Annotated in this window: 17 protein-coding genes and 1 tRNA gene; 16 read left to right on the top strand and 2 right to left on the bottom strand. The window is 72.0% G+C overall.

All coding sequences use genetic code 11. The features are described 5' to 3' along the window. Positions 1 to 50: 50 nt before the first annotated feature. Entirely contained in the window at positions 51 to 2,951 is a 2,901-nt protein-coding gene (locus ACGFMM_RS05190; RefSeq protein WP_393643275.1) for a BTAD domain-containing putative transcriptional regulator, read from the bottom strand. 218 nt (positions 2,952 to 3,169) lie between these two features. On the opposite strand from ACGFMM_RS05190, the gene ACGFMM_RS05195 reads away from it, so the two are divergent. Continuing rightward, entirely contained in the window at positions 3,170 to 3,718 is a 549-nt protein-coding gene (locus tag ACGFMM_RS05195) for a hypothetical protein (RefSeq protein ID WP_393643277.1), read from the top strand. A gap of 229 nt (positions 3,719 to 3,947) precedes the next feature. Here ACGFMM_RS05195 and ACGFMM_RS05200 read toward each other — a convergent pair. Beyond that, positions 3,948 to 4,019: transfer RNA gene (locus tag ACGFMM_RS05200), tRNA-Arg, on the bottom strand. Positions 4,020 to 4,187: 168 nt separating this feature from the next. Between ACGFMM_RS05200 and ACGFMM_RS05205 the strand changes: the two genes are divergently transcribed. From ACGFMM_RS05205 to glyA, 15 genes are all read left to right on the top strand, one after another. Continuing rightward, complete coding sequence (locus ACGFMM_RS05205; protein ID WP_393643758.1) at positions 4,188 to 4,640, top strand: response regulator; 453 nt, start codon at positions 4,188 to 4,190, stop codon at positions 4,638 to 4,640. 168 nt (positions 4,641 to 4,808) lie between these two features. Further along, the gene (gene nrtL, locus ACGFMM_RS05210; protein ID WP_393643279.1) at positions 4,809 to 5,852 is read left to right on the top strand and encodes an ArgS-related anticodon-binding protein NrtL; all 1,044 of its coding nucleotides are present in this window, start codon (positions 4,809 to 4,811) and stop codon (positions 5,850 to 5,852) included. An 11-nt stretch (positions 5,853 to 5,863) separates the two neighbouring features. Next, entirely contained in the window at positions 5,864 to 7,255 is a 1,392-nt protein-coding gene (gene lysA, locus ACGFMM_RS05215) for a diaminopimelate decarboxylase (protein WP_393643281.1), read from the top strand. Positions 7,256 to 7,360: 105 nt separating this feature from the next. Continuing rightward, the gene (locus ACGFMM_RS05220; RefSeq protein WP_393643282.1) at positions 7,361 to 8,653 is read left to right on the top strand and encodes a homoserine dehydrogenase; all 1,293 of its coding nucleotides are present in this window, start codon (positions 7,361 to 7,363) and stop codon (positions 8,651 to 8,653) included. Positions 8,654 to 8,659: 6 nt separating this feature from the next. Further along, positions 8,660 to 9,730 carry a threonine synthase gene (thrC, locus tag ACGFMM_RS05225; protein WP_393643284.1) on the top strand — a complete coding sequence of 357 codons (1,071 nt, stop codon included), beginning with the start codon at positions 8,660 to 8,662 and terminating at the stop codon, positions 9,728 to 9,730. Positions 9,731 to 10,056: 326 nt separating this feature from the next. Then, positions 10,057 to 10,974, top strand: coding sequence for a homoserine kinase (gene thrB, locus ACGFMM_RS05230; RefSeq protein WP_393643286.1), 918 nt, complete (start codon positions 10,057 to 10,059; stop codon positions 10,972 to 10,974). Positions 10,975 to 11,414: 440 nt separating this feature from the next. After that, positions 11,415 to 13,373, top strand: a complete 1,959-nt coding sequence (gene rho / locus ACGFMM_RS05235; protein WP_393643288.1) for a transcription termination factor Rho — start codon at positions 11,415 to 11,417, stop codon at positions 13,371 to 13,373. A gap of 210 nt (positions 13,374 to 13,583) precedes the next feature. Then, positions 13,584 to 15,353 carry a trypsin-like serine protease gene (locus ACGFMM_RS05240; protein ID WP_393643290.1) on the top strand — a complete coding sequence of 590 codons (1,770 nt, stop codon included), beginning with the start codon at positions 13,584 to 13,586 and terminating at the stop codon, positions 15,351 to 15,353. Between the two features lie 229 nt (positions 15,354 to 15,582). Further along, entirely contained in the window at positions 15,583 to 16,680 is a 1,098-nt protein-coding gene (locus ACGFMM_RS05245; protein ID WP_393643292.1) for an LCP family protein, read from the top strand. A 122-nt stretch (positions 16,681 to 16,802) separates the two neighbouring features. After that, positions 16,803 to 17,027 carry a 50S ribosomal protein L31 gene (gene rpmE, locus ACGFMM_RS05250; protein ID WP_393643294.1) on the top strand — a complete coding sequence of 75 codons (225 nt, stop codon included), beginning with the start codon at positions 16,803 to 16,805 and terminating at the stop codon, positions 17,025 to 17,027. A 96-nt stretch (positions 17,028 to 17,123) separates the two neighbouring features. Next, on the top strand, positions 17,124 to 18,200 hold the full coding sequence (gene prfA / locus ACGFMM_RS05255) for a peptide chain release factor 1 (RefSeq protein WP_393643295.1): 1,077 nt from the start codon (positions 17,124 to 17,126) through the stop codon (positions 18,198 to 18,200). A gap of 27 nt (positions 18,201 to 18,227) precedes the next feature. Further along, complete coding sequence (gene prmC / locus ACGFMM_RS05260) at positions 18,228 to 19,109, top strand: peptide chain release factor N(5)-glutamine methyltransferase (RefSeq protein ID WP_393643297.1); 882 nt, start codon at positions 18,228 to 18,230, stop codon at positions 19,107 to 19,109. A 31-nt stretch (positions 19,110 to 19,140) separates the two neighbouring features. Then, positions 19,141 to 19,788 (top strand): L-threonylcarbamoyladenylate synthase, encoded by a 648-nt coding sequence (locus ACGFMM_RS05265; RefSeq protein ID WP_393643298.1) that lies wholly within the window; start codon positions 19,141 to 19,143, stop codon positions 19,786 to 19,788. Beyond that, a complete protein-coding gene (locus ACGFMM_RS05270; protein WP_393643300.1) occupies positions 19,785 to 20,432 on the top strand; it encodes a protein-tyrosine-phosphatase in 648 nt (215 codons plus the stop codon). The genes ACGFMM_RS05265 and ACGFMM_RS05270 overlap by 4 nt, the downstream gene beginning before the upstream one ends. 179 nt (positions 20,433 to 20,611) lie before the next feature. Beyond that, positions 20,612 to 21,883 carry a serine hydroxymethyltransferase gene (gene glyA, locus ACGFMM_RS05275; RefSeq protein WP_393643302.1) on the top strand — a complete coding sequence of 424 codons (1,272 nt, stop codon included), beginning with the start codon at positions 20,612 to 20,614 and terminating at the stop codon, positions 21,881 to 21,883. The last annotated feature ends 107 nt before the right edge of the window (positions 21,884 to 21,990 follow it).

The following is a 21,990-nucleotide window of genomic DNA, read 5'->3' on the forward strand; positions in this document are numbered from 1 at the left end:
GTCGTCGGCCTCGCCGACGATCACCGTACCGGTGCGCCCGGCTGAGTCCTTCAGTCCCGCAACCCCAGCAGCGCCGCCGCGTGTTCGCGCGGGTGGTCCTCGGCGCCGGGCAGGGAGAGGGCGGTGCGGTACTCCTGGTGGGCCTCGGTGCGGCGGCCCGCCGCGGCGTACGCGGCGCCGAGCCGCGTGCGTACCAGCATCTGCAGCCAGGTGCTGGTGCGTCCGGTGAGCAGGGACACCGACTCCTGGTGGAAGGAGAGGGACCGTGCGGCATCGCCGCGGCTGTCCTCCGCGAGGCCGAGCGAGGACAGGCTGAGTATGAGCAGTGTGAGGTCGTCGGCCTCCCGGGCCAGTTCGGCCGCCCGGTGCAGGAGTTCCGTGGCCTCCTCGGGACGGCCGAGGGCCACCTGGGCGTCGGCCGCGAAGCACAGGGCCTTGCCGATCACGCCGGGCCGTCCGGTCTTCTCGGCGTACGCGAGCGCGTCGGCGTAGTGCCCGAGCGCCTGTTCGTGCCGCCCGTGCAGACCGTGCAGCGCGCCCAGGTTGCTGGCCGACACCATGCCCAGCCAGTCGTCGCCGAGCCGCGCCGCCAGCCGTGTCGCCTCCTGGAGCCGGCCGACGGCCTCGTCGGTGCGGCCCAGGGGCCACTCGGCGACGCCGAGGCCGGCGATCGCCCGGGCCCGGTCCCGCGCGTCGCCCTGGCGGTCCGCGAGCCGCAGCGCGTCGGTGAACCAGGCGTACGCCTGCTGGAACCGCCCCTGATGGACGGCGGCCATGCCCAGGTAGTTGCGGAGCGAGGGCGCCATCCGCCGGTCGTCGGCCGTGTCCGCGCAGCCGAGCGCCAGCTCCAGGGCGGCACGGCATTCGTGGTGGCGGCCCTGCCGGAGCAGGTGGTCGGACAGGCCCTCGGCGATCCAGCAGGCGTGGTCGTGCATGCCCGCGGCGGCGGCGTACGCCACGACGTCGACCAGACCGGCTCCCGCGGCGTTCAGCCACGCCTCGGCGTCGCTCCAGTCGGCGAACGGCGCATCGGTGACGTCGGGGCCGGTCGGGAAACCGTCCGGTCCCCACTCGGCGGCGATCCGGCCCGCGGCCGTGTACAGGTGGAGGACGGCGGCGCGGTCCGCGGCGGCCTGCTCGGGCAGGGCCGCCGCGAGCTGGCCGGCGTGGACCCGTACGAGATCGTGGAGCCGGTAGCGGCCGGGCTTCGGCTGCCGCAGCAGGCTCGCGTCGACGAGCTGCTCCAGGAGGTGCTCGGCGTGGCCGCGGGAGCAGCCGAGCATCGCGGCCGGCGTGAGCCCGTCGAACTCGACCGTCGGGGACAGGCCCGTCGCCCGGAAACAGCGCTGCAGTTCGGGGGCGAGCTGGTCGTACGACTGGCGGAAGGCGGCCTCCACACTGCGGTCCCCGGCGCTCAGTTCGCGCAGACTGCTCTCGTCGTGCGACATCCGGCCCACCAGATGGGCCGTCGTCCAGGAAGCGCGGTGCTGCAGCCGGGCGCCGGCGATCCGCAGCGCCAGCGGCAGTCCGCCGCAGCGCCGGGCGAGTTCGCGCGCGGCCTCGGGTTCGCGGTCCGCCCGCGCGGGGCCGAGGAGCTGCCGCAGCAGGCCGACCGCGGAGTCCGTCCCGAGGGGCTCCACGGTGAGCCGTACGTCGGCGTCGAGGCCCGGCAGGTGCCGGCGGCTCGCCACGATGAGCGTGCTGCCCGGACCGGCGGGCAGCAGGGGGCGGACCTCCGCCGTGCCGGGCGCGTCGTCGACGACGACGAGCAGCCGCAGCGCGCTGGTGGCCGCGCGCCAGGCGGCGACCAGCTCGTCGAGTTCGTCGGGCAGGTCGTCGTCGGAGCAGGTGAGCGCGCGCAGCAGCCGGTACAGGGCCCGCTGCGGGCCGACGCGCTCGTGGGCGGCCGCGTGCGCGTGCAGATCGATGAACAGGCAGCCGTCCGGGTACCGCTCGTGAAGCCGCCAGGCCGCCCGTACCACCAGCGCGGTCTTGCCGACGCCGGCCGTGCCGTCCACGGTCACCACCGACACGGCGTCGGTGGGCACCCGGGAGGTGAGCAGGGCGAGTTCCCGCTCGCGGCCGACGAGCCCGGCGGTGTCGCCGGGGAGGTCGACGCGCGGCCGGGGGGCGTCGGGGGCGGGCGGCTCCGTGGGCGGTGCGGGGACCGGGCCGAGCAGCAGGTCGGTGTCCTGACGCAGTACGCCCCGGTGCACGCGCTGCAGTTCCTCCCCGGGCTCCACGCCGAGCTCCTCGACGAGATGGGTCCGCGTCCGCTGGAAGACGGCGAGCGCCTCGGCCTGCCGTCCGCTGCCGTACAGCGCCCGCATGTGCAGCGCGGCGAACGCCTCGTCGTCGGGCTGGGGCCCGGCCCCCGCGAGGCCGTCCAGGGCGTCCGCGTACCGGCCGAGGCCGATCAGGGCCTCCGCCCGCTGGCGGTGCAACGAGCGCCGCTGCTGGGCGAGTCGGTGCCGTTCGGCGCCGGCGAGCGGTCCGGGCAGGCCGGACAGCGGCTCGCCGCGGAACAGGGCCAGTCCCCGATCGCAGACCTCGAGGAGTTCGGCGAGCGCCCCGGATGCCTGCGCGCCCCGGGCGGCGGCAGCGAGCTCCTTGAGGTGTGCCACGTCCGTCCACGCCGTACCGGTGAGGAAGCTGTACCCGGAACGCTCACCACGGATCACCGACCGCGCGGGACCGGCGCCGGCCGGGTCCAGCGCCTTGCGCAGCGCGTAGACGTAGCTCGGCAGGACCCGGCGCCCGGTCCCCGGCGGCTCGGTTCCCCAGACGTCGCCGAGCAGTTGCTCGTGCGAGACCACCGTCCCCGCGCGCAGCACGAGCGCGGCGAGCAGCGCCTGGCGCCGTACGGGACCGAGGTCGAGCGGTCCGGCGTCGCGGCCGGCCCTCAGCGGGCCGAGCAGGTCGATGCGCAGCCCCTGCGCCTCACCGGACATGTCCCCAGCTCCCCGTTGTCCGTGGCATCCGCATCATCGAGATTTCATCGCCCTTGCAGAGCGTCACGGGACAGTGTGTCAGTCGCGCCCGGACCCCATGTCGTCCAGGTTCTCCGCCGACCGGAAGCCATGCCCCGCATCCCGACACGGGGCGCGGCCGCCCGCCGCCCGAAGCGGCGGCGCCGCGAAGTCCGACCCGTACGAAGGGAACTCCCGCCATGACCGACCCGCGCAACCGCACCACCGTCCCCACCGCGACCGGCCGACGTGGACGCTGGGAGCGCTACCGGGTCACCCACCCGTTCTCCCCGAAGGACCTCGCCGGACTGTGGGGCGCCCTCATCGGCGTCGTCGCCCTCGCCGTCCTGCTCGGCTGGGCGCTCGACATGAAGGGCGGCGTCGTGATCGTCGCGGCGATGCCCTTCATCGTCTCCTGGTTCGAGACGCGGCGTACGGCCTTCCAGTTCGACCCGTCGGGCGTCCGGTTCGGCCAGGTGCTGCTGCCCTGGACGGACATCACGGAACTCGTCGTGGCCACCCCGCCGAACAACCCCCACGCCCTGATCGGCGCCCGCCACCGCCCCGGGGCCTCCATACCCCCGGGCACCGGCACCCCCCAGCACCCGGCCCTGCCGGCCCCGCTCCAGGTCGCCGTCCAGCGCGACAAGTTCGACCTGACGAAGATGGTCGCCAAGTCCCGCAAGTACGCCCCCTCGCACATCCGCATCATGATCGCCGACCCGTCCGGCGAACGCCCCGCCACCTGACCGACGCCGGCGCCGGGGTCTTCAGACACAAGGAGTGGCCCCCTCGGTTGAGTTCCGCCTGACGAGCGGATGCCTCCGTGCAACCACTGGGATCGTCGAGGGAAGGTCCACGAAGAGTCCACGGCCCGCGACACATCGCCGCTCGCCGCGACACACACCCGCACATGCAACAAGACCCCGTCCTCAGCGCTGACGCTGACGGCGGGGTCTTTGGGCACTTCCTGCGAAGTGCCCCCGGCAGGATTCGAACCTGCGCACACGGCTCCGGAGGCCGTTGCTCTATCCCCTGAGCTACGGGGGCGTTGCCGCTGCTTGCGGCGACGGGTAGAACCCTACCAGGCTCCGAGGGGTGGCTGTGAACAGGTATTTCCGGGGGGTGACCGGGGGGCGCGTTCCCCCGCACGGGTCGGAAGTGGGGAAAACCGGGACGCAGCCGTGACCGGACGCCTACTCTCGAGTTGTGTCAGGCGTGTCCGGGCGAGTGCTCGTTGTCGATGACAACCGGGTGATCCGTCAGTTGATCAGGGTCAATCTCGAGCTCGAGGGGTTCGAGGTCGTGACCGCGGCCGATGGTGCCGAGTGTCTGGATGTCGTGCATCAGGTCTGTCCTGATGTCGTCACTCTCGATGTCGTCATGCCGCGACTCGACGGGCTGCGCACCGCCGCGCGGCTGCGCGACGATCCGCAGACCAGTGGGGTGCCCGTCGCCATCATCAGCGCCTGCACCCCGTACGAGGTCGAGGGCGGGCTCGCTGCCGGCGTCGACGCGTTTCTCGCCAAGCCCTTCGAGCCGGCCGAGCTCGTGCGCGTCGTGCGCCGGCTCGTCCACGGCGGGCGCCGGGCGTCGCAGGAACCGGAGGGACCGCCGTCCGTCGACGGCAGCAGACACGGGGCCGGGCGGAGCGGTACTCCCCGGCAGTGAGGTCGCCGGCTCCGGGGTCCGGCATGCCACCGGGACTCCCCGGCGTGAGGTCACCGGCTCCGGTCTTCGGCGCATGAGTTTCTGTCCCGCAGCCGTCCCGACCCGCCCGCTGCCCGCATGGCGAAACCCGTTCGCATTTCCACCCCCCTCCTCCCATACGCTTGTCCCGTGACCCCCGCGGACCTCTCCCTCACCGTGCAGCACGCCGTGCGCCGTGCGGTCGACGAGGGTGTGCTGTCCGTCGAGGTGCCCGAGCTCGTACGTGTCGAGCGGCCCCGGCCCGGCGGGTGCGGGGACTACGCCAGCAACGTCGCGCTGAGCCTCGCCCGTGCCGCCGGCGCGACGCCACGCCACGTCGCCGAGGTGCTCATCGAGCGGCTGCTGCCGCATCCCGCTCTCGACCGCGTCGACATCACCGGGCCCGGGTTCCTCAACTTCACCTTGCGCCACGACGTACAGCAGGACCTCGTACGGGCCATCCTGCGGGACGGGCTCGACTACGGGCGCCGTCCCGACACCGGCGAGATCGCCCAGCCCTGCTACCGCTCCGACGTCCGCGCCGCCGTAACCGCCGACGCCGTCCGGCGGCTCCTGCTCTTCCAGGGCGTGCGCCTCCGTACCGCCAGCGAGGACGCCGCCGACGACGAGTGGGCCCTGCTCGGGGTGCGGATCGAGGCCCAGCACTCCCGGCCGCACCTGCCCACGACCATCGCGCCCCTGCCCGTGCCCGACGGCGCCGCCGAGCTGTACCGCCGGTTCGGCGTCGACGCCGCCCGCTGGGGGCTGCTGTCCGCCGCCGCGCACGACCATGCCAAGCTCACCGACGAGCTGCTCCACCAGCACGAGGGCAATCCCCTCTTCCGGGTCCGGTACGCGTACACCCGTACCCGCGCCCTGCTCCGCAACGCCGGGCAGCTGGGCTTCGCGAGCGAGCCGCTGCAGACCGTCGACGCTCCCGCGCTGACCGGCCTGCTCCGCGACCACCCCGCCGTCCTCGCCTCCGCCGCCCGTCTCGGCGCCCCCGATCGGGTCGCCCGGCACCTGGAGGCCACCGCCGACGCGCTGCTCGCGTTCCAGCACACGGTCCTGCCCCTCGGCGACGAGAAACCCTCGGCCGCCCACCGGTCCCGGCTCGCGCTCGCCGAAGCCGCCGGGACGGTGCTCGCCGGTGGCCTCGCCCTGCTCGGCATCAGCGCTCCCGATCAGATCTGAAAGATGCAGCCATGAGCCGTTCCGCCCACCCCGCCGGGCCCCGCCACGCCGACGTCCTCCCCGAGGGGCACTACGCAGGCCCGCCGGCCGACCTCAACCAGCTCGACCCCAAGGTCTGGGCCCGCACCGTCCGCCGTGACGAGGACGGGCAGATCAGCGTGGGCGGGATCGGCGTCGCCCAGCTCGCCGAGCAGGTCGGCACCCCCGCGTACATCCTCGACGAGGCCGACTTCCGGGCCCGGTGCCGCGCCTGGGTCGACGCCTTCGGCAGCGACGCCGACGTCTTCTACGCCGGCAAGGCGTTCCTCTCCCGGGCCGTCGTCCGGTGGCTGCACGAGGAAGGGCTGAATCTCGACGTCTGTTCCGGCGGCGAGCTCGCCACCGCGCTCTCCGCCGGCATGCCCGCCGAGCGCATCGCCTTCCACGGCAACAACAAGTCCGAGGAGGAGATCCACCGCGCCGTCTCCGTCGGAGTCGGTCGGATCGTGCTCGACTCCTTCCAGGAGATCGTGCGCGTCGCCCACATCGCCCACTCCCTCGGCAAGCGGCAGCGCGTGCAGATCCGGGTGACCGTCGGCGTCGAGGCGCACACCCACGAGTTCATCGCCACCGCCCACGAGGACCAGAAGTTCGGCATCGCCCTCGCCGGCGGCCAGGCCGCCGAGGCGGTGCGCCGGGCCCTGCGGCTCGACGGGCTGGAGCTCATCGGGATCCACTCCCACATCGGGTCGCAGATCTTCGACATGGCCGGCTTCGAGGTGTCCGCGCGCCGCGTCGTCCAGCTGCTCGCCGAGGTCCGCGACGAGCACGGCGTCGAGCTGCCCGAGATCGACCTCGGCGGCGGTCTCGGTATCGCGTACACCTCCGCCGACGACCCGCGCGAGCCCCATCACATCGCCAAGGCGCTCAACGAGATCGTCAGCAGGGAGTGCGAGGCCGCCGGGCTCGCCACTCCGCGGATCTCCGTCGAGCCGGGCCGCGCCATCGTCGGGCCCACCGCCTTCACCCTCTACGAGGTCGGCACCGTCAAGCCTCTCGAAGGGCTGCGGACGTATGTCTCCGTCGACGGCGGCATGTCGGACAACATCCGCACCGCGCTGTACGACGCCGAGTACTCCGTCTCGATCGCCTCCCGCACCTCCGACGCCGAGCCCATGCTCTCCCGCGTCGTCGGCAAGCACTGCGAGAGCGGCGACATCGTCGTACGGGACGCCTTCCTGCCGGCCGACGTCGCCCCCGGCGACCTGCTCGCCGTGCCCGCGACCGGGGCGTACTGCCGCTCCATGGCCAACAACTACAACCACGCGCTTCGCCCGCCGGTCGTCGCCGTCCGCGACGGCGAGGCCCGGGTGATCGTCCGGCGCGAGACGGAGGAGGATCTCCTGCGTCTCGATGTCGGGTAATGAAATAGATGTCTCAGGATCCGGACGGGGCGCAGAAAGCTCCGTCCGGTGAGTGAGACTGGTCCTCACCGTAGAGATACGAAGAAGTACGAGAAACGAGGTCGGATGATGCGTACGCGTCCGCTGAAGGTGGCGCTGCTGGGCTGTGGTGTGGTCGGCTCAGAGGTGGCGCGCATCATGACGACGCACGCCGACGACCTCGCGGCGCGCATCGGCGCTCCGGTCGAGCTCGCCGGCGTGGCCGTGCGCCGTCCCGACAAGGTCCGCGCGGGCGTCCCCGCGGAGCTCATCACCACTGATGCGACCGCCCTGGTGAAACGGGGCGACATCGACGTCGTCGTCGAGGTCATCGGCGGGGTCGAACCGGCCCGCACCCTCATCAAGACCGCCTTCGAGCACGGCGCCTCCGTCGTGTCCGCGAACAAGGCGCTGCTCGCCCAGGACGGCGCGGGGCTGTACGCGGCCGCCGACGAGCACGGCAAGGACCTCTACTACGAGGCCGCCGTCGCCGGCGCCATCCCGCTGATCCGGCCGCTGCGCGAGTCCCTCGCCGGCGACAAGATCAACCGCGTGATGGGCATCGTCAACGGGACCACCAACTTCATCCTCGACGCGATGGACACCACCGGCGCCGGCTACCAGGAGGCCCTGGACGAGGCCACCGCGCTCGGCTACGCCGAGGCCGACCCGACCGCCGACGTCGAGGGCTACGACGCGGCCGCCAAGGCCGCCATCCTGGCCGGCATCGCCTTCCACACCCGGGTCCGGCTCGACGACGTGTACCGCGAGGGCATGACCGAGGTCACCGCCGCCGACTTCGCCTCCGCCAAGCGCATGGGCTGCACCATCAAGCTGCTCGCGATCTGCGAGCGGGCCGCGGACGGCGAGTCCGTCACCGCGCGCGTGCACCCGGCGATGATCCCGCTCAGCCACCCGCTGGCGTCCGTCCGCGAGGCGTACAACGCCGTCTTCGTCGAGGCGGAGGCGGCCGGGCGGCTCATGTTCTACGGCCCCGGCGCCGGCGGTGCGCCGACCGCCTCGGCCGTACTCGGCGACCTCGTCGCCGTCTGCCGCAACCGTCTCAACGAGGCGACGGGCCCCGGCGAGTCCGCGTACACGCAGCTGCCCGTGAGCCCCATGGGCGATGTCGTGACGCGGTACCACATCAGCCTCGACGTGGCCGACAAGCCGGGCGTTCTCGCCCAGGTCGCGACGGTCTTCGCCGAGCACGGCGTATCCATCGATACGGTGCGCCAGCAGGGCAAGGACGGTGAGGCGTCCCTCGTCGTCGTCACCCACCGCGCGCCCGACGCCGCCCTCTCCGGGACGGTGGAGGCGCTGCGCAAGCTCGACACCGTGCGCGGTGTCGCCAGCATCATGCGTGTTGAAGGGGAGTAAGGACCCATGACCACCAAGGGCACCCACCAGTGGCGCGGCATCATCGAGGAGTACCGGGACCGCCTTCCGGTCACGGACACCACGCCGGTCGTCACGCTCCGTGAGGGCGGCACGCCGCTCGTTCCCGCGCAGGTCCTCTCCGAGCGCACGGGCTGCGAGGTGCACCTCAAGGTCGAGGGCGCCAACCCCACCGGTTCGTTCAAGGACCGCGGCATGACCATGGCCATCTCCAAGGCCAAGGAGGAGGGCGCGCAGGCGGTCATCTGCGCCTCCACCGGCAACACCTCCGCGTCCGCCGCCGCGTACGCGGTGCGCGCCGGCATGGTGTCCGCGGTGCTCGTGCCGCAGGGCAAGATCGCGCTCGGCAAGATGGGCCAGGCCCTCGTGCACGGCGCGAAGATCCTCCAGGTCGACGGCAACTTCGACGACTGCCTCGACCTCGCCCGCGCGCTGTCCGACAACTACCCGGTCGCGCTGGTGAATTCCGTCAACCCCGTGCGCATCGAGGGCCAGAAGACCGCCGCGTTCGAGATCGTGGACATGCTGGGCGACGCCCCCGACATCCACGTCCTGCCGGTCGGCAACGCGGGCAACATCACCGCCTACTGGCGCGGGTACCGGGAGTACGCGGCCGACGGCCTCGCCGCCCGCACCCCGCGCATGTGGGGCTTCCAGGCCTCCGGCTCGGCGCCGCTGGTGCGTGGCGAGGTCGTCAAGGACCCGTCGACCATCGCCACCGCGATCCGCATCGGCAACCCGGCCTCCTGGGACTACGCGATCGCCGCGCGCGACGAGTCCGGCGGGCTCATCGACGAGGTGACGGACCGTGAGATCCTGCGCGCCTACCGCCTGTTGGCCTCCCAGGAGGGCGTCTTCGTGGAGCCCGCCTCGGCCGCGTCCGTGGCCGGTCTGCTGAAGGCCGCCGAGCAGGGCAAGGTCGACCCGGGCCAGCGGATCGTCTGCACGGTCACCGGCAACGGTCTGAAGGACCCGGACTGGGCCGTCGCCGGCGCTCCGCAGCCGGTCACCGTCCCGGTCGACGCGGCCACGGCCGCGCAGCGTCTCGGACTGGCGTAAAGCCGCCGGCGGGGTTTGCGCCGGGCCGTGGGCCCTGGGCGGCGCAAATCCCGCTCCTGGTCCGGTGTCTGACAGGTTTCCGAACCCGCCCAGGAAACCCGACCAGGAACGTACATAGGCGCACAGGATGGCTCGCGACACGCATCGTGCGCCTCCTGTGCGCCCTATGTCGCCACAGAACCTTCCTTCGATAGGCTGTACCGAACCCGCCCCGCTGCTCATGCGCGGTGTCTTCGCCGTCGTCGCCCCCACCCGGCACGGCCCCGGGTTTCACGGTACTTCTCTTGAACACCCCGTAGCCGCAAGTCAAGGAGAGTCATCGAGCGATGGCCGGTCCCGCGTTCCGCGCCGCCGCCGTCCGGGTGCGCGTCCCCGCCACCAGCGCCAATCTCGGGCCGGGCTTCGACGCCCTCGGCCTGTCGCTGGGGCTCTACGACGACGTCGTCGTCCGGGTCGCCGATTCCGGTCTGCACATCGACATCGCCGGAGAGGGCGCAGAGACGCTCCCGCGCGACGAGAGCCACCTGCTCGTACGCTCCCTGCGCACGGCGTTCGACCTGCTCGGCGGGCAGCCCCGCGGCCTCGAGGTCGTCTGCGCCAACCGCATCCCGCACGGCCGCGGCCTCGGCTCCTCCTCCGCCGCCATCTGCGCCGGCATCGTCGCCGCCCGCGCCGTGACCATAGGCGGGGACGCCCGGCTCGACGACGCCGCGCTGCTCGAACTCGCCACCGAGATCGAGGGACACCCCGACAACGTCGCCGCCTGTCTGCTCGGCGGCTTCACGCTCGCCTGGACCGAGTCCGGCGCCGCGCGGGCGATCAGGATGGAGCCCGCCGGTTCCATCGTTCCGGTGGTTTTCGTGCCGGGGAACCCCGTACTGACCGAGACCGCCCGCGGCCTGCTTCCGCGCACCGTCCCGCACGTGGACGCCGCAGCCAACGCCGGACGTGCCGCCCTCCTCGTCGAGGCGCTCACCCGCCGTCCCGAACTGCTGCTCGCCGCCACCGAGGACCGGCTGCACCAGGAGTACCGCGCGCCCGCCATGCCGGAGAGCATCGCACTGGTGAACCGGCTGCGCGCCGACGGCGTGCCCGCCGTCATCTCCGGCGCCGGACCCACGGTGCTCGCACTGGCCGACGCCGGTACGGCCGACAAGGTCGAAGGACTCGCGGGGGAGGGCTGGGCGGCGAACCGGCTCGCCCTCGACACCTCGGGAGCGAGCGTCCTGCCACTCGCTCCGTAGCTTCCGCCTCCGCGTCGTGAGCGGCCCTCGGGCGGCCGCTCCGACCGGCGCTTTTGCGGAACCCGAGATTGCCGGTGAGGGAGAGGGGGAATGTTTGTTGGAGCCGGTAGTGTTAACCTCAAGTCTGCACCCGACGTCTTTGTGGCGCGGTGCGGAGTGTCCCCATCAGGGACCACCCTCTCTTCCGGGAGCCTCCCCAACTGCCTGAGCAGCCTGCCTGAGCAGTTGCGAGCACGCTCCGGAACCGGCACGACACCCCTCGCTCTTCCCCGGTGAGGGCCGAGCAGGGGACTCGGGCCGGATCTACAGCACGTTTCTCTTTCCGCCGTTACCCGGCGGGACCACCGCCCCGGACACGGTCCACAAGCCAGGACCCTGCCGGACAGCACAACCGGTCGCCGAGCCAGATGGCCGACGTCCGCTCCAGGGAAGGACCCTTCGTGAGCGACACCACCGATCTGATGGGCGTGACTGCCGACAGCTCTGTCGACAACGCCGCGCCCGCCGCAGGTGCTGCCTCCGGCACCACCGCACGGCGCCGCCGCTCCGGCACCGGCCTCGAGGGCATGGTCCTGGCCGAGCTGCAGCAGGTCGCGTCCGGCCTCGGCATCAGGGGCACCGCGCGGATGCGCAAGAGCCAGCTGATCGAGGTCATCAAGGAGGCGCAGGCCGGAGGCGGCCAGGCTCCCGCCAAGGCCGCCGAGGCCGCGGAGACCAAGCCGAAGCGCCGCACCGCCGCCAAGACCCGTACGGCCGACGAGGCCGCCGCCGAGCCGGCCGCCGAGAAGGCCGCTCAGCAGCAGATCGACATCCCGGGCCAGCCGTCCAAGGCCGCCGTCGCCGCGGAGTCCGCCGACGAGCAGCCCGCGGGCGAGCGCCGCCGTCGCCGCGCCACCGCGCCGGCCGGCAGCCCCGAGGGCGCCGAGCCGAAGGCCGAGGCCAAGGCCGAGGTCCGTACGGAGACGCAGTCCGAGGCCAAGGCCGAGGCGGCCGTCGAGGGCGCCGAGGGCCGTGGCCGTCGTGACCGCCGCGACCGTCAGCGCGACCGCCGCGAGCGCGGCAAGGGCGACGAGCAGCAGGGCGGCGGCCAGGGCGGCCAGCGCCAGCAGCGTCAGGGCGGTCAGCAGGGGCCGCAGGGCGGCCCGCAGGACGACTTCGACGACGAGGGCGGTCGTCGGGGCCGTCGCGGCCGGTACCGCGACCGTCGTGGCCGTCGTGGCCGTGACGAGTTCGCGGCCGGCGAGCCGCAGGTCTCCGAGGACGACGTCCTGATCCCCGTCGCGGGCATCCTGGACATCCTCGACAACTACGCCTTCATCCGGACCTCCGGCTACCTGCCCGGCCCGAACGACGTCTACGTCTCCCTCGCCCAGGTCCGCAAGAGCGGTCTGCGCAAGGGCGACCACCTGACGGGCGCCGTGCGGCAGCCGAAGGAGGGCGAGCGCCGCGAGAAGTTCAACGCGCTGGTCCGCCTGGACTCGGTCAACGGCATGGCGCCGGACTCCGGCCGCGGCCGCCCCGAGTTCAACAAGCTGACCCCGCTCTACCCGCAGGACCGGCTCCGTCTGGAGAGCGACCCGGGCGTGCTGACCACGCGGATCATCGACCTCGTGTCGCCGATCGGCAAGGGCCAGCGAGGCCTGATCGTGGCCCCGCCGAAGACCGGCAAGACCATGATCATGCAGGCGATCGCCAACGCGATCACCCACAACAACCCCGAGTGCCACCTGATGGTCGTCCTCGTCGACGAGCGTCCGGAAGAGGTCACCGACATGCAGCGGTCGGTGAAGGGCGAGGTCATCTCCTCGACCTTCGACCGCCCGGCCGAGGACCACACCACGGTCGCCGAGCTGGCCATCGAGCGCGCCAAGCGCCTCGTGGAGCTGGGTCACGACGTGGTCGTCCTGCTCGACTCGATCACCCGTCTGGGCCGCGCGTACAACCTCGCGGCGCCGGCCTCCGGCCGCATCCTGTCCGGTGGTGTCGACTCGACCGCGCTGTACCCGCCGAAGCGCTTCTTCGGCGCCGCGCGCAACATCGAGGACGGCGGCTCGCTGACCATCCTGGCCACCGCGCTGGTCGACACCGGCTCGCGCATGGACGAGGTGATCTTCGAGGAGTTCAAGGGCACCGGCAACATGGAGCTCAAGCTCGACCGGAAGCTCGCCGACAAGCGCATCTTCCCGGCCGTCGACGTCGACGCCTCGGGTACGCGCAAGGAGGAGATCCTCCTCGGCAGTGACGAGCTCGCCATCACCTGGAAGCTCCGTCGCGTGCTGCACGCGCTCGACCAGCAGCAGGCCATCGAGCTGCTGCTCGACAAGATGAAGCAGACGAAGTCGAACGCCGAGTTCCTGCTGCAGATCCAGAAGACGACGCCGGGCGGCAGCAACGACTGACGCCTCGTCAGCGGTACGTGCAACCGCCCCCGTCACTTCGGTGACGGGGGCGGTTTCACGTTGTACGATCGGCCGGTCGCACGTGGGGGGGAACACATTTCCGGATGTGCCCATGAGGCATTGATCCGTCATGCCCGGACGCGGTCCGGCGCAGTGGGGTGACTCGAACCTTCTCTCCTGACGTGTGCGGCACATCGATAGGAGAACTGCGTGACTTCTGCTCACAGAAGGGTCCGCACGGCCCTTCCCGCGGCCGCTGCCGCACTCGCGCTGGGCGGCGCGGTCCTGACGGCCGTTCCGGCCCAGGCCGAGGAGCAGCCGCGGCGCACGGGCGTCGAGCGGCCCGTCCCGGCCTCCAAGGCCGAGCTCAAGGCCCGGGTGGACGGCGCGAACGCCGTCCTGGAGACCGAGGCGAAGAAGGAGGGCGCCGCGTCGGGCGCCTCGAAGACCCCGACGACGGACGCGCCGTCCGCCTCGGCCCCGTCGACGATCGACCCGAAGATCATCGGCGGCGTCGACGCCACCATCACGGAAGCCCCGTGGATGGTGCAGCTGTACTACTACGACGACCGCGGCACCGCCGACGAGCTGGACGACATCGGCTTCTTCTGCGGCGGCACGCTCGTCTCCCCCGCCAAGGTCCTGACGGCCGCCCACTGCGTGGACGGCTACAACTGGAACCAGAACGGCACCGTCGTCGGCGGCACCGCCAAGCTCTACGACGGCACCGAGGGCCAGGCCGTCGGCGTCTGGCGCCAGTGGCGGAACCCGGGCTACTCGGGCACCACCCTCAAGGGCGACGTCGCCGTGCTCACCCTCGGCGCGCCGCTGCCGTACAAGCCGCTGCAGCCGGCCCAGTACGGCGCCACCTACACGGCCGGCCAGCCCGGCACCGTGTACGGCTGGGGCCGTACGACCTCGCTCAACGAGGACATCTCGCCGACGCTGAAGAAGGCGACCATCCCGGTCAACTCGGACGCGACGTGCAGCAACTACTACGGCACGGACTACACCGCCGGGGCCATGCTCTGCGCGGGCAACGCGGCCTCCGGCCAGGACGCCGGCACCGTCTCGCCGTGCAACGGCGACTCGGGCGGTCCGCTCGTCGTGGGCGGCCGCATCGCGGGTGTCGTGTCGTGGGGCGTGAAGGACTGCGTCGCCACCGGCGCCCGCAGCGTCTTCGCGAAGACGGCCGCGTACGCCGGTCCGATCAACCACCGGATCGACGACGCGAACCTGACGTACGACGACAAGGCCGACCTGTTCGCCCGCAAGTCGGACGGTGAGGGCATGGGCTACCAGTCCACCGGCAGCTCGCTCACCAACCCGCAGAGCTGGGGCGACTGGAGCGACGCCAACCTGGTCCGCCAGACGGACCTGAACCGGGACGACGCCCAGGACTTCCTGTACCGGAAGGCCAACGGCGAGCTCTGGGTCTACATGTACGACGCCACGGTCGCCGACTACGTCGAGAAGCGCGTCGGCACCGGCTGGTCCGGCTACCGCAACCTCGCGGTCGCCGGCGACCTGACCGCCGACGGTCACCCCGACCTGACGGCCGCCGACTCCACCGGCACGCTCTACCTGTGGCCGGGCCGCGGCAACGGCACCTTCGGCGCCAAGGTCAAGATCGGCGTCGGCTGGGGCAGCTACCAGGTCTACGGCAAGGGCGACTTCACCGGCGACGGCCGTCCGGACCTGCTGGCCCGCGACAGCGCGGCCCGGCTGTGGGTCTACAAGGGCACCGGCAACCCGGGCTGGCCCTTCTCGGCCCGCGTCCAGGTCGGTTCCGGCTGGAACTTCACCGCGTACGTCACCACCGGCGACATCACCGGTGACGGCCACGCCGACTTCATGGTCCGCGACTCGAGCGGTTACCTCTGGGCGTACCGGAGCTCCGGCTCGCCCACGACGCCGTTCCTGACGTCCAACCGCGTCAAGGTCGGCACCGGCTGGAAGTCGTACAACCTGTTCGGCTAGACCCTGCTCCTCACGGAGATCCCGGTCACCAGCGGACGGGGCCGCTCTCGGTCCCGTAATCGGCTCGTGACCTGCGGAAAGACCACTGCGCCCACCGTGCCCCGCACGGTGGGCGCAGTGCTGTGCGCACCGTCGCTCATCGAAACCTCACAGGGACACATGCAACCCTTTCGGGCGGTTCGCCGTCACAGAAGGTGACGCGCACGACTCCTGTCCCGAGGAAGCGACGATGACCGAGCAGAGCAAGAGCGGCCGAATACGCGGCTCCGGCAGCCGCCGCAAGCCGCCCGCCAAGGGCCGCCGCGCGGCGACCGCCGCGGCCTGGGGCGCCGCCCTGCTCGTCCTGGTCGGCGGCTCCGGCCTCGGGTACGTCTACTTCAAGCTCAACGGCAACCTCAAGGGCGTCGACATCAACGCCCAGCTCGGCAAGGACCGCCCGGAGAACGTCGACAACGGCTCGATGGACATCCTCGTCCTCGGCTCCGACTCCCGCTCCGGCGCCAACGGCGCGTACGGCCGCGACGAGGGCGCCGCCCGCTCCGACACCGCGATGGTCGTGCACGTCTACGAGGGCCACAGGAAGGCCTCCGTGGTCTCCGTCCCGCGCGACACCCTCGTCGAACGCCCCGACTGCACCGACGGGAAGGGCAGGCGCGTCGCCGGCGAGGAGCGGGCGATGTTCAACACCGCCTACGAGGTCGGCGGCCCGGCCTGCGCCGTCAAGACCGTCGAGTCGATGTCCGGGATCCGCATGGACCACTACATCGAGGTCGACTTCACCGGCTTCAAGAAGCTCATCGACGAGCTCGGCGGTGTCGAGATCACCACCACCAAGGCCATCAAGGACTCCAAGAGCCACCTCGACCTCGAACCGGGCACGCACACCCTCGACGGCGAGCAGTCCCTCGGCCTCGTCCGCACCCGCAAGAGCGTCGGCGACGGCAGCGACCTCGGCCGCATCCAGCTCCAGCAGGCCTTCATCAAGGCCTTCATCGGCCAGGTCAAGGACGTCGGCGTCTTCACCGACCCGAAGAAGCTGCTCGACCTCGCCGACGCCGCCACCAAGGCCATCACCCCGGACTCCGAGCTCGACTCCGTCAAGGAGCTCACGGGCTTCGCCAGGGGCCTGAGCGGCCTCGGCGCCGAGGACGTCCAGATGGTCACCCTGCCGGTCGCGTACGACGCCGCCGACCCCAACCGCGTCGTCCCGCTCAAGGCCGCCGGACAGCAGGTCTGGACGGCCCTCAAGGCCGATCTGCCGATCCCCGCCGCCGCCACGAAGGACGCCGCGAAGGGACAGGCCGACGGCGTCGTCAAGGCGGAATAGTTTCGGCCACCCCCCGGTTTTGGGAGATGCGGCCGGTCCTGGCAGACTGGTACGTCGGCCCCGGTTCACGCATGTGCATCCCGCCCCTGCGACCCGGTGCCCTCCCGAAACTAGGAGACACCTTGAAGCGCGACATCCACCCCGAGTACGTCGAGACCCAGGTCAGCTGCACCTGCGGCGCGTCGTTCACCACCCGTAGCACCCTCTCCGAGGGCACCATCCGTGCCGAGGTCTGCTCCGAGTGCCACCCGTTCTACACGGGCAAGCAGAAGATCCTCGACACCGGTGGCCGCGTGGCCCGCTTCGAGGCCCGCTTCGGCAAGGCTGCCGGCTCCGCCAAGAAGTAGCGAGCCACTGCGCCGGTCCACGGCTGCCCCGGCGCGGGGCGGCCGGGACCGGCGCTTTGCCGTCCCGCAGCAATTCACGAAACCCAGGAGCCCCCGATGTTCGAGGCGGTCGAGGAACTGGTCGGCGAGCACGCCGACCTGGAGAAGAAGCTCGCCGACCCTTCGGTGCACGCTGATCAGGCCAATGCGCGCAAGCTGAACAAGCGCTACGCCGAGCTGACCCCGATCGTCGGCACCTACCGCTCCTGGAAGCAGACCGGTGACGACATCGAGACCGCCCGCGAGCTGGCGCACGACGACCCCGACTTCGCCGCCGAGGTCAAGGTGCTGGAGAAGCAGCGCGAGGAGCTGACCGACAAGCTGCGGCTGCTCCTGGTCCCGCGCGACCCCAGCGACGACAAGGACGTCATCCTCGAGATCAAGGCCGGCGCGGGCGGCGACGAGTCCGCCCTGTTCGCCGGCGACCTCCTGCGCATGTACCTGCGCTACGCGGAGCGGATCGGCTGGAAGACCGAGATCATCGACTCCACCGAGTCCGAGCTCGGCGGCTACAAGGACGTCCAGGTCGCCGTGAAGACCAAGGGCGGCAACGGCGCGACCGAGCCCGGCCAGGGCGTCTGGGCCCGCCTGAAGTACGAGGGCGGCGTGCACCGCGTGCAGCGCGTGCCGGCCACCGAGTCGCAGGGCCGCATCCACACCTCCGCCGCCGGTGTCCTGGTGACCCCGGAGGCCGAGGAGATCGACGTCGAGATCCACGCCAACGACCTGCGCATCGACGTGTACCGCTCCTCCGGTCCCGGCGGCCAGTCCGTCAACACCACCGACTCCGCGGTCCGCATCACCCACCTGCCGACCGGCATCGTCGCCTCCTGCCAGAACGAGAAGAGCCAGCTCCAGAACAAGGAGCAGGCCATGCGCATCCTCCGCTCCCGGCTGCTCGCCGCGGCGCAGGAGAAGGCCGAGGCCGAGGCCGCGGACGCGCGCCGCAGCCAGGTGCGCACCGTGGACCGCTCCGAGAAGATCCGGACGTACAACTACCCGGAGAACCGCATCTCGGACCACCGCGTCGGCTTCAAGGCGTACAACTTGGACCAGGTGCTCGACGGCGAACTCGACGCCGTCATCCAGGCCTGCGTCGACGCCGACTCGGCCGCCAAGCTCGCCGCAGCCTGAGTTCTGCTCTACCACCGGAGGACCAGCGTGCAGTCACCTTCTGGGGAGCGAACCCCAGGCCCCCGCAGTCTGCTGCTCGCCGAGGTGGCCCAGGCCACCCAGCGGCTGGCCGCCGCCGGTGTGCCCTCCCCGCGCTTCGACGCGGAGGAGCTCGCCGCGTTCGTGCACGGGGTCAGGCGCGGGGAGCTGCACACGGTCAAGGACGCCGACTTCGACGCCCGGTACTGGGAGACGATCGCCCGCCGCGAGGCCCGCGAACCGCTGCAGCACATCACCGGGCGGGCGTTCTTCCGGTACCTGGAGCTGCAGGTCGGGCCCGGCGTGTTCGTACCCCGCCCGGAGACCGAGTCCGTCGTCGGCTGGGCCATAGACGCCGTACGCGCCATGGACGTCGTCGAACCGCTGATCGTCGACCTGTGCACCGGCTCGGGCGCCATCGCGCTCGCGCTCGCGCAGGAGGTGCCGCGCTCGCGCGTGCACGCCGTGGAACTGTCCGACGACGCGCTGCTGTGGACCCGCAAGAACGTCGAGGGCTCCCGCGTCGCCCTGCACGAGGGCGACGCACTCGCCTCGCTTCCGGAGCTGGACGGCCAGGTCGACCTGGTCATCTCCAACCCGCCGTACATCCCGCTCACCGAATGGGAGTACGTCGCGCCCGAAGCGCGCGACCACGACCCGGAGATGGCACTCTTCTCCGGCGAGGACGGGCTGGACTTCATCCGGGGTCTGGAACGCACCGCGCACCGACTGCTGCGCCCCGGGGGGCTGGTCGTCGTCGAGCACGCCGACACCCAGGGCGGCCAGGTGCCGTGGATCTTCAACGAGGAGGCCGGCTGGGTCGACGCCGCCGACCACCCCGACCTGAACAACCGGCCGCGCTTCGCGACCGCACGCAAGGCGATGCCATGACCAAGCACGTGTACGAAGGGGCCCGCGACTGATGGCACGGCGATACGACTGCAACGAGGCGACCGACCGCGCGACGGGCCTGCGCGAGGCCGCGAGCGCCGTCCGCAGAGGCGAGCTGGTCGTGCTGCCGACCGACACCGTGTACGGGATCGGCGCGGACGCCTTCAGCTCCGAGGCCGTCGCGGACCTGCTCGCGGCGAAGGGGCGTGGCCGCAACATGCCCACCCCCGTGCTCATCGGCTCCCCGAACACGCTGCACGGGCTCGTGACGGACTTCTCCGAGCAGGCGTGGGAGCTCGTCGACGCGTTCTGGCCGGGCGCGCTGACGCTGGTCGCACGGCACCAGCCGTCGCTCCAGTGGGACCTCGGCGACACCAGTGGCACCGTCGCGATCCGCATGCCGCTGCACCCGGTCGCGATCGAGTTGCTCACGGAGGTCGGCCCGATGGCGGTGTCCTCGGCGAACCTGACCGGGCACCCGTCGCCGGAGACCTGTGACGCGGCCCAGGAGATGCTCGGCGACTCCGTCTCCGTGTACCTGGACGGCGGCCCGACGCCCGGCATCGTGCCGTCGTCGATCGTCGACGTCACCGGCAAGGTCCCGGTGCTGCTGCGGGCCGGGGCGCTCGACGCGGAGGAGCTCCGCAAGGTCGTGCCCGACCTCGAGGTGGCCAGTTGACCGTCCCTGAGGGGCGTGGCATAGCGGGACCCGACGACGGCACACCCTTCCGCATCCTCCACGTCAGCACCGGCAACGTCTGCCGCTCGCCGATCACCGAGCGGCTGACCCGGCATGCCCTGTGCGACCGTCTGGGCGACCCGCGCGGCGGTGGCCTGATCGTGGAGAGTGCGGGCACCTGGGGGCACGAGGGCGCCCCGATGGAGGCCAACGCGGAACTGGTCCTCGCCGACTTCGGCGCGGACGCCAGCGGCTTCGTGGGCCGCGAGCTCCTCGACGAGCACGTCATCCGCGCGGACCTGGTCCTGACCGCGACCCGCGACCACCGGGCGCAGGTCATCTCCATGGGTCACTCGGCGGGCCTGCGCACCTTCACGCTCAAGGAGTTCACCCGCCTGGTCCGCGCCATAGACCCGGCCACCCTCCCCGATCCCCTGAGCGACGGCATGGCCGAGCGGGCCCGCGCCCTGGTCCGTGCCGCCGCCGCTCTACGCGGGTGGCTCCTGGCCCCCAGCGTCGAGGCCGACGAGGTCAACGACCCGTACGGCGCCCCCATCACGTTCTTCCGCTCGGTCGGCGAGGAGATCAACGACGCCCTGGACCCGGTGGTGACCGCCCTGACGGGCGTCTCGGCCAAACGCTGAGCCGTGCGAGGGGCGCGTCGGGAACGGTGACGGGCGTCTCGGCCGAACGCTGAGGGCTGCGGCCCGTACGGCGGAGAAAAGTCGGCGAACATCGGGCATACCGGTCCGTACGTGCCTACATTGGAGCTGAGGCCCCGCTCTCGTCGGAGCTGACGTCCCGCTCACGCCCGGAGCCGCAGATGCCGGTCACCGCTCTTCCCGAAGACGTCCGTGTTCCGTCGTACGGGCCGGATCTCGACGGTCTGCGTCAGCAGGACCCGGAGATCGCCGACGTGATGCTCGGGGAGGTGCGCCGACAGCTGGACTCCCTCCAGCTGATCGCCGCCGAGAACTTCACCTCGCCCGCCGTCCTCGCCGCCCTCGGCTCCCCGCTGGCCAACAAGTACGCCGAGGGCTACCCGGGCGCCCGCCACCACGGCGGCTGCGAGTACGTCGACGCCGCCGAGCGGATCGCCGTGGACCGCGCCAAGGCCCTCTTCGGTGCCGAACACGCCAACGTGCAGCCCCACTCCGGTTCCTCCGCCGTGCTGGCCGCCTACGCCGCCCTGCTGCGCCCCGGGGACACCGTTCTCGCCATGGGCCTGCCCTACGGCGGCCACCTCACCCACGGTTCGCCCGCGAACTTCTCCGGCCGCTGGTTCGACTTCGTGCCCTACGGCGTCGAACCCGACAGCGGTCTCGTCGACTACGAGCAGATCCGCGCGCTGGCCAAGGCCCGCCGCCCGAAGGCGATCGTCTGCGGCTCGATCTCCTACCCGCGCAACATCGACTACGCGGCCTTCCGCGAGATCGCCGACGAGGTCGGGGCGTACCTGATCGCCGACGCCGCCCACCCCATGGGCCTGGTCGCCGGGGGAGCGGCGCCGAGCCCCGTGCCGTACGCCGACGTGGTGTGCGCCACCACGCACAAGGTGCTCCGCGGCCCCCGCGGCGGTCTGATCCTGTGCGGCTCCGAGCTCGCCGAGCGGATCGACCGGGCGGTGTTCCCGTTCACGCAGGGCGGTGCCCAGATGCACACCATCGCCGCCAAGGCCGTCGCCTTCGGCGAGGCGGCAACGCCGGCGTTCACCGCGTACGCCCATCAGGTGGTGGAACACGCCAGGGTCCTCGCCGCCGCGCTGGCGGCGGAGGGCTTCGCCGTCACCACCGGCGGCACCGACACCCACCTGATCACCGCCGACCCCGCCCCGCTCGGCGTCGACGGCCCCACCGCCCGCGGCCGGCTCGCCGCCGCCGGTCTCGTCCTCGACACCTGCGCCCTGCCGTACGGCGACGGCCGCGGCATCCGGCTCGGCACCGCCGCCGTCACCACGCAGGGCATGGGTCCCGCGGAGATGGCCCGGATCGCGATGCTGTTCGCCCTGGCGCTGGAAGAAGATCCGGAACGTACGGCTCGGGTACGTGAGGAAGTACGCGAACTTGCCGGGCGATTTCCCCCGTATGGCCGGTAGTCGGCCGTCTTGGGAGGCGTCCCGGAGGGGTAAGGGAACCGTTCTGGCCGACCGGATGTCCTCAACCACATGGGCGGCACGGCTAGTGTGTGGGGCTGAGATGGCCA

The sequence above is a fragment of the Streptomyces sp. NPDC048604 genome, from assembly GCF_043199435.1.
In the GTDB taxonomy this organism is placed as follows: Bacteria; Actinomycetota; Actinomycetes; order Streptomycetales; family Streptomycetaceae; genus Streptomyces.

Excerpts from the sequence above, each read along its gene's own strand:
- ACGFMM_RS05190 (WP_393643275.1), bottom strand. The coding sequence starts at position 2,951 with ATGTCCGGTGAGGCGCAGGGGCTGCGCATCGACCTGCTCGGCCCGCTG.
- ACGFMM_RS05195 (WP_393643277.1), top strand. The coding sequence starts at position 3,170 with ATGACCGACCCGCGCAACCGCACCACCGTCCCCACCGCGACCGGCCGA.
- lysA (WP_393643281.1), top strand. The coding sequence starts at position 5,864 with ATGAGCCGTTCCGCCCACCCCGCCGGGCCCCGCCACGCCGACGTCCTC.
- ACGFMM_RS05220 (WP_393643282.1), top strand. The coding sequence starts at position 7,361 with ATGATGCGTACGCGTCCGCTGAAGGTGGCGCTGCTGGGCTGTGGTGTG.
- thrC (WP_393643284.1), top strand. The coding sequence starts at position 8,660 with ATGACCACCAAGGGCACCCACCAGTGGCGCGGCATCATCGAGGAGTAC.
- thrB (WP_393643286.1), top strand. The coding sequence starts at position 10,057 with ATGGCCGGTCCCGCGTTCCGCGCCGCCGCCGTCCGGGTGCGCGTCCCC.
- ACGFMM_RS05245 (WP_393643292.1), top strand. The coding sequence starts at position 15,583 with ATGACCGAGCAGAGCAAGAGCGGCCGAATACGCGGCTCCGGCAGCCGC.
- prfA (WP_393643295.1), top strand. The coding sequence starts at position 17,124 with ATGTTCGAGGCGGTCGAGGAACTGGTCGGCGAGCACGCCGACCTGGAG.
- ACGFMM_RS05265 (WP_393643298.1), top strand. The coding sequence starts at position 19,141 with ATGGCACGGCGATACGACTGCAACGAGGCGACCGACCGCGCGACGGGC.
- glyA (WP_393643302.1), top strand. The coding sequence starts at position 20,612 with ATGCCGGTCACCGCTCTTCCCGAAGACGTCCGTGTTCCGTCGTACGGG.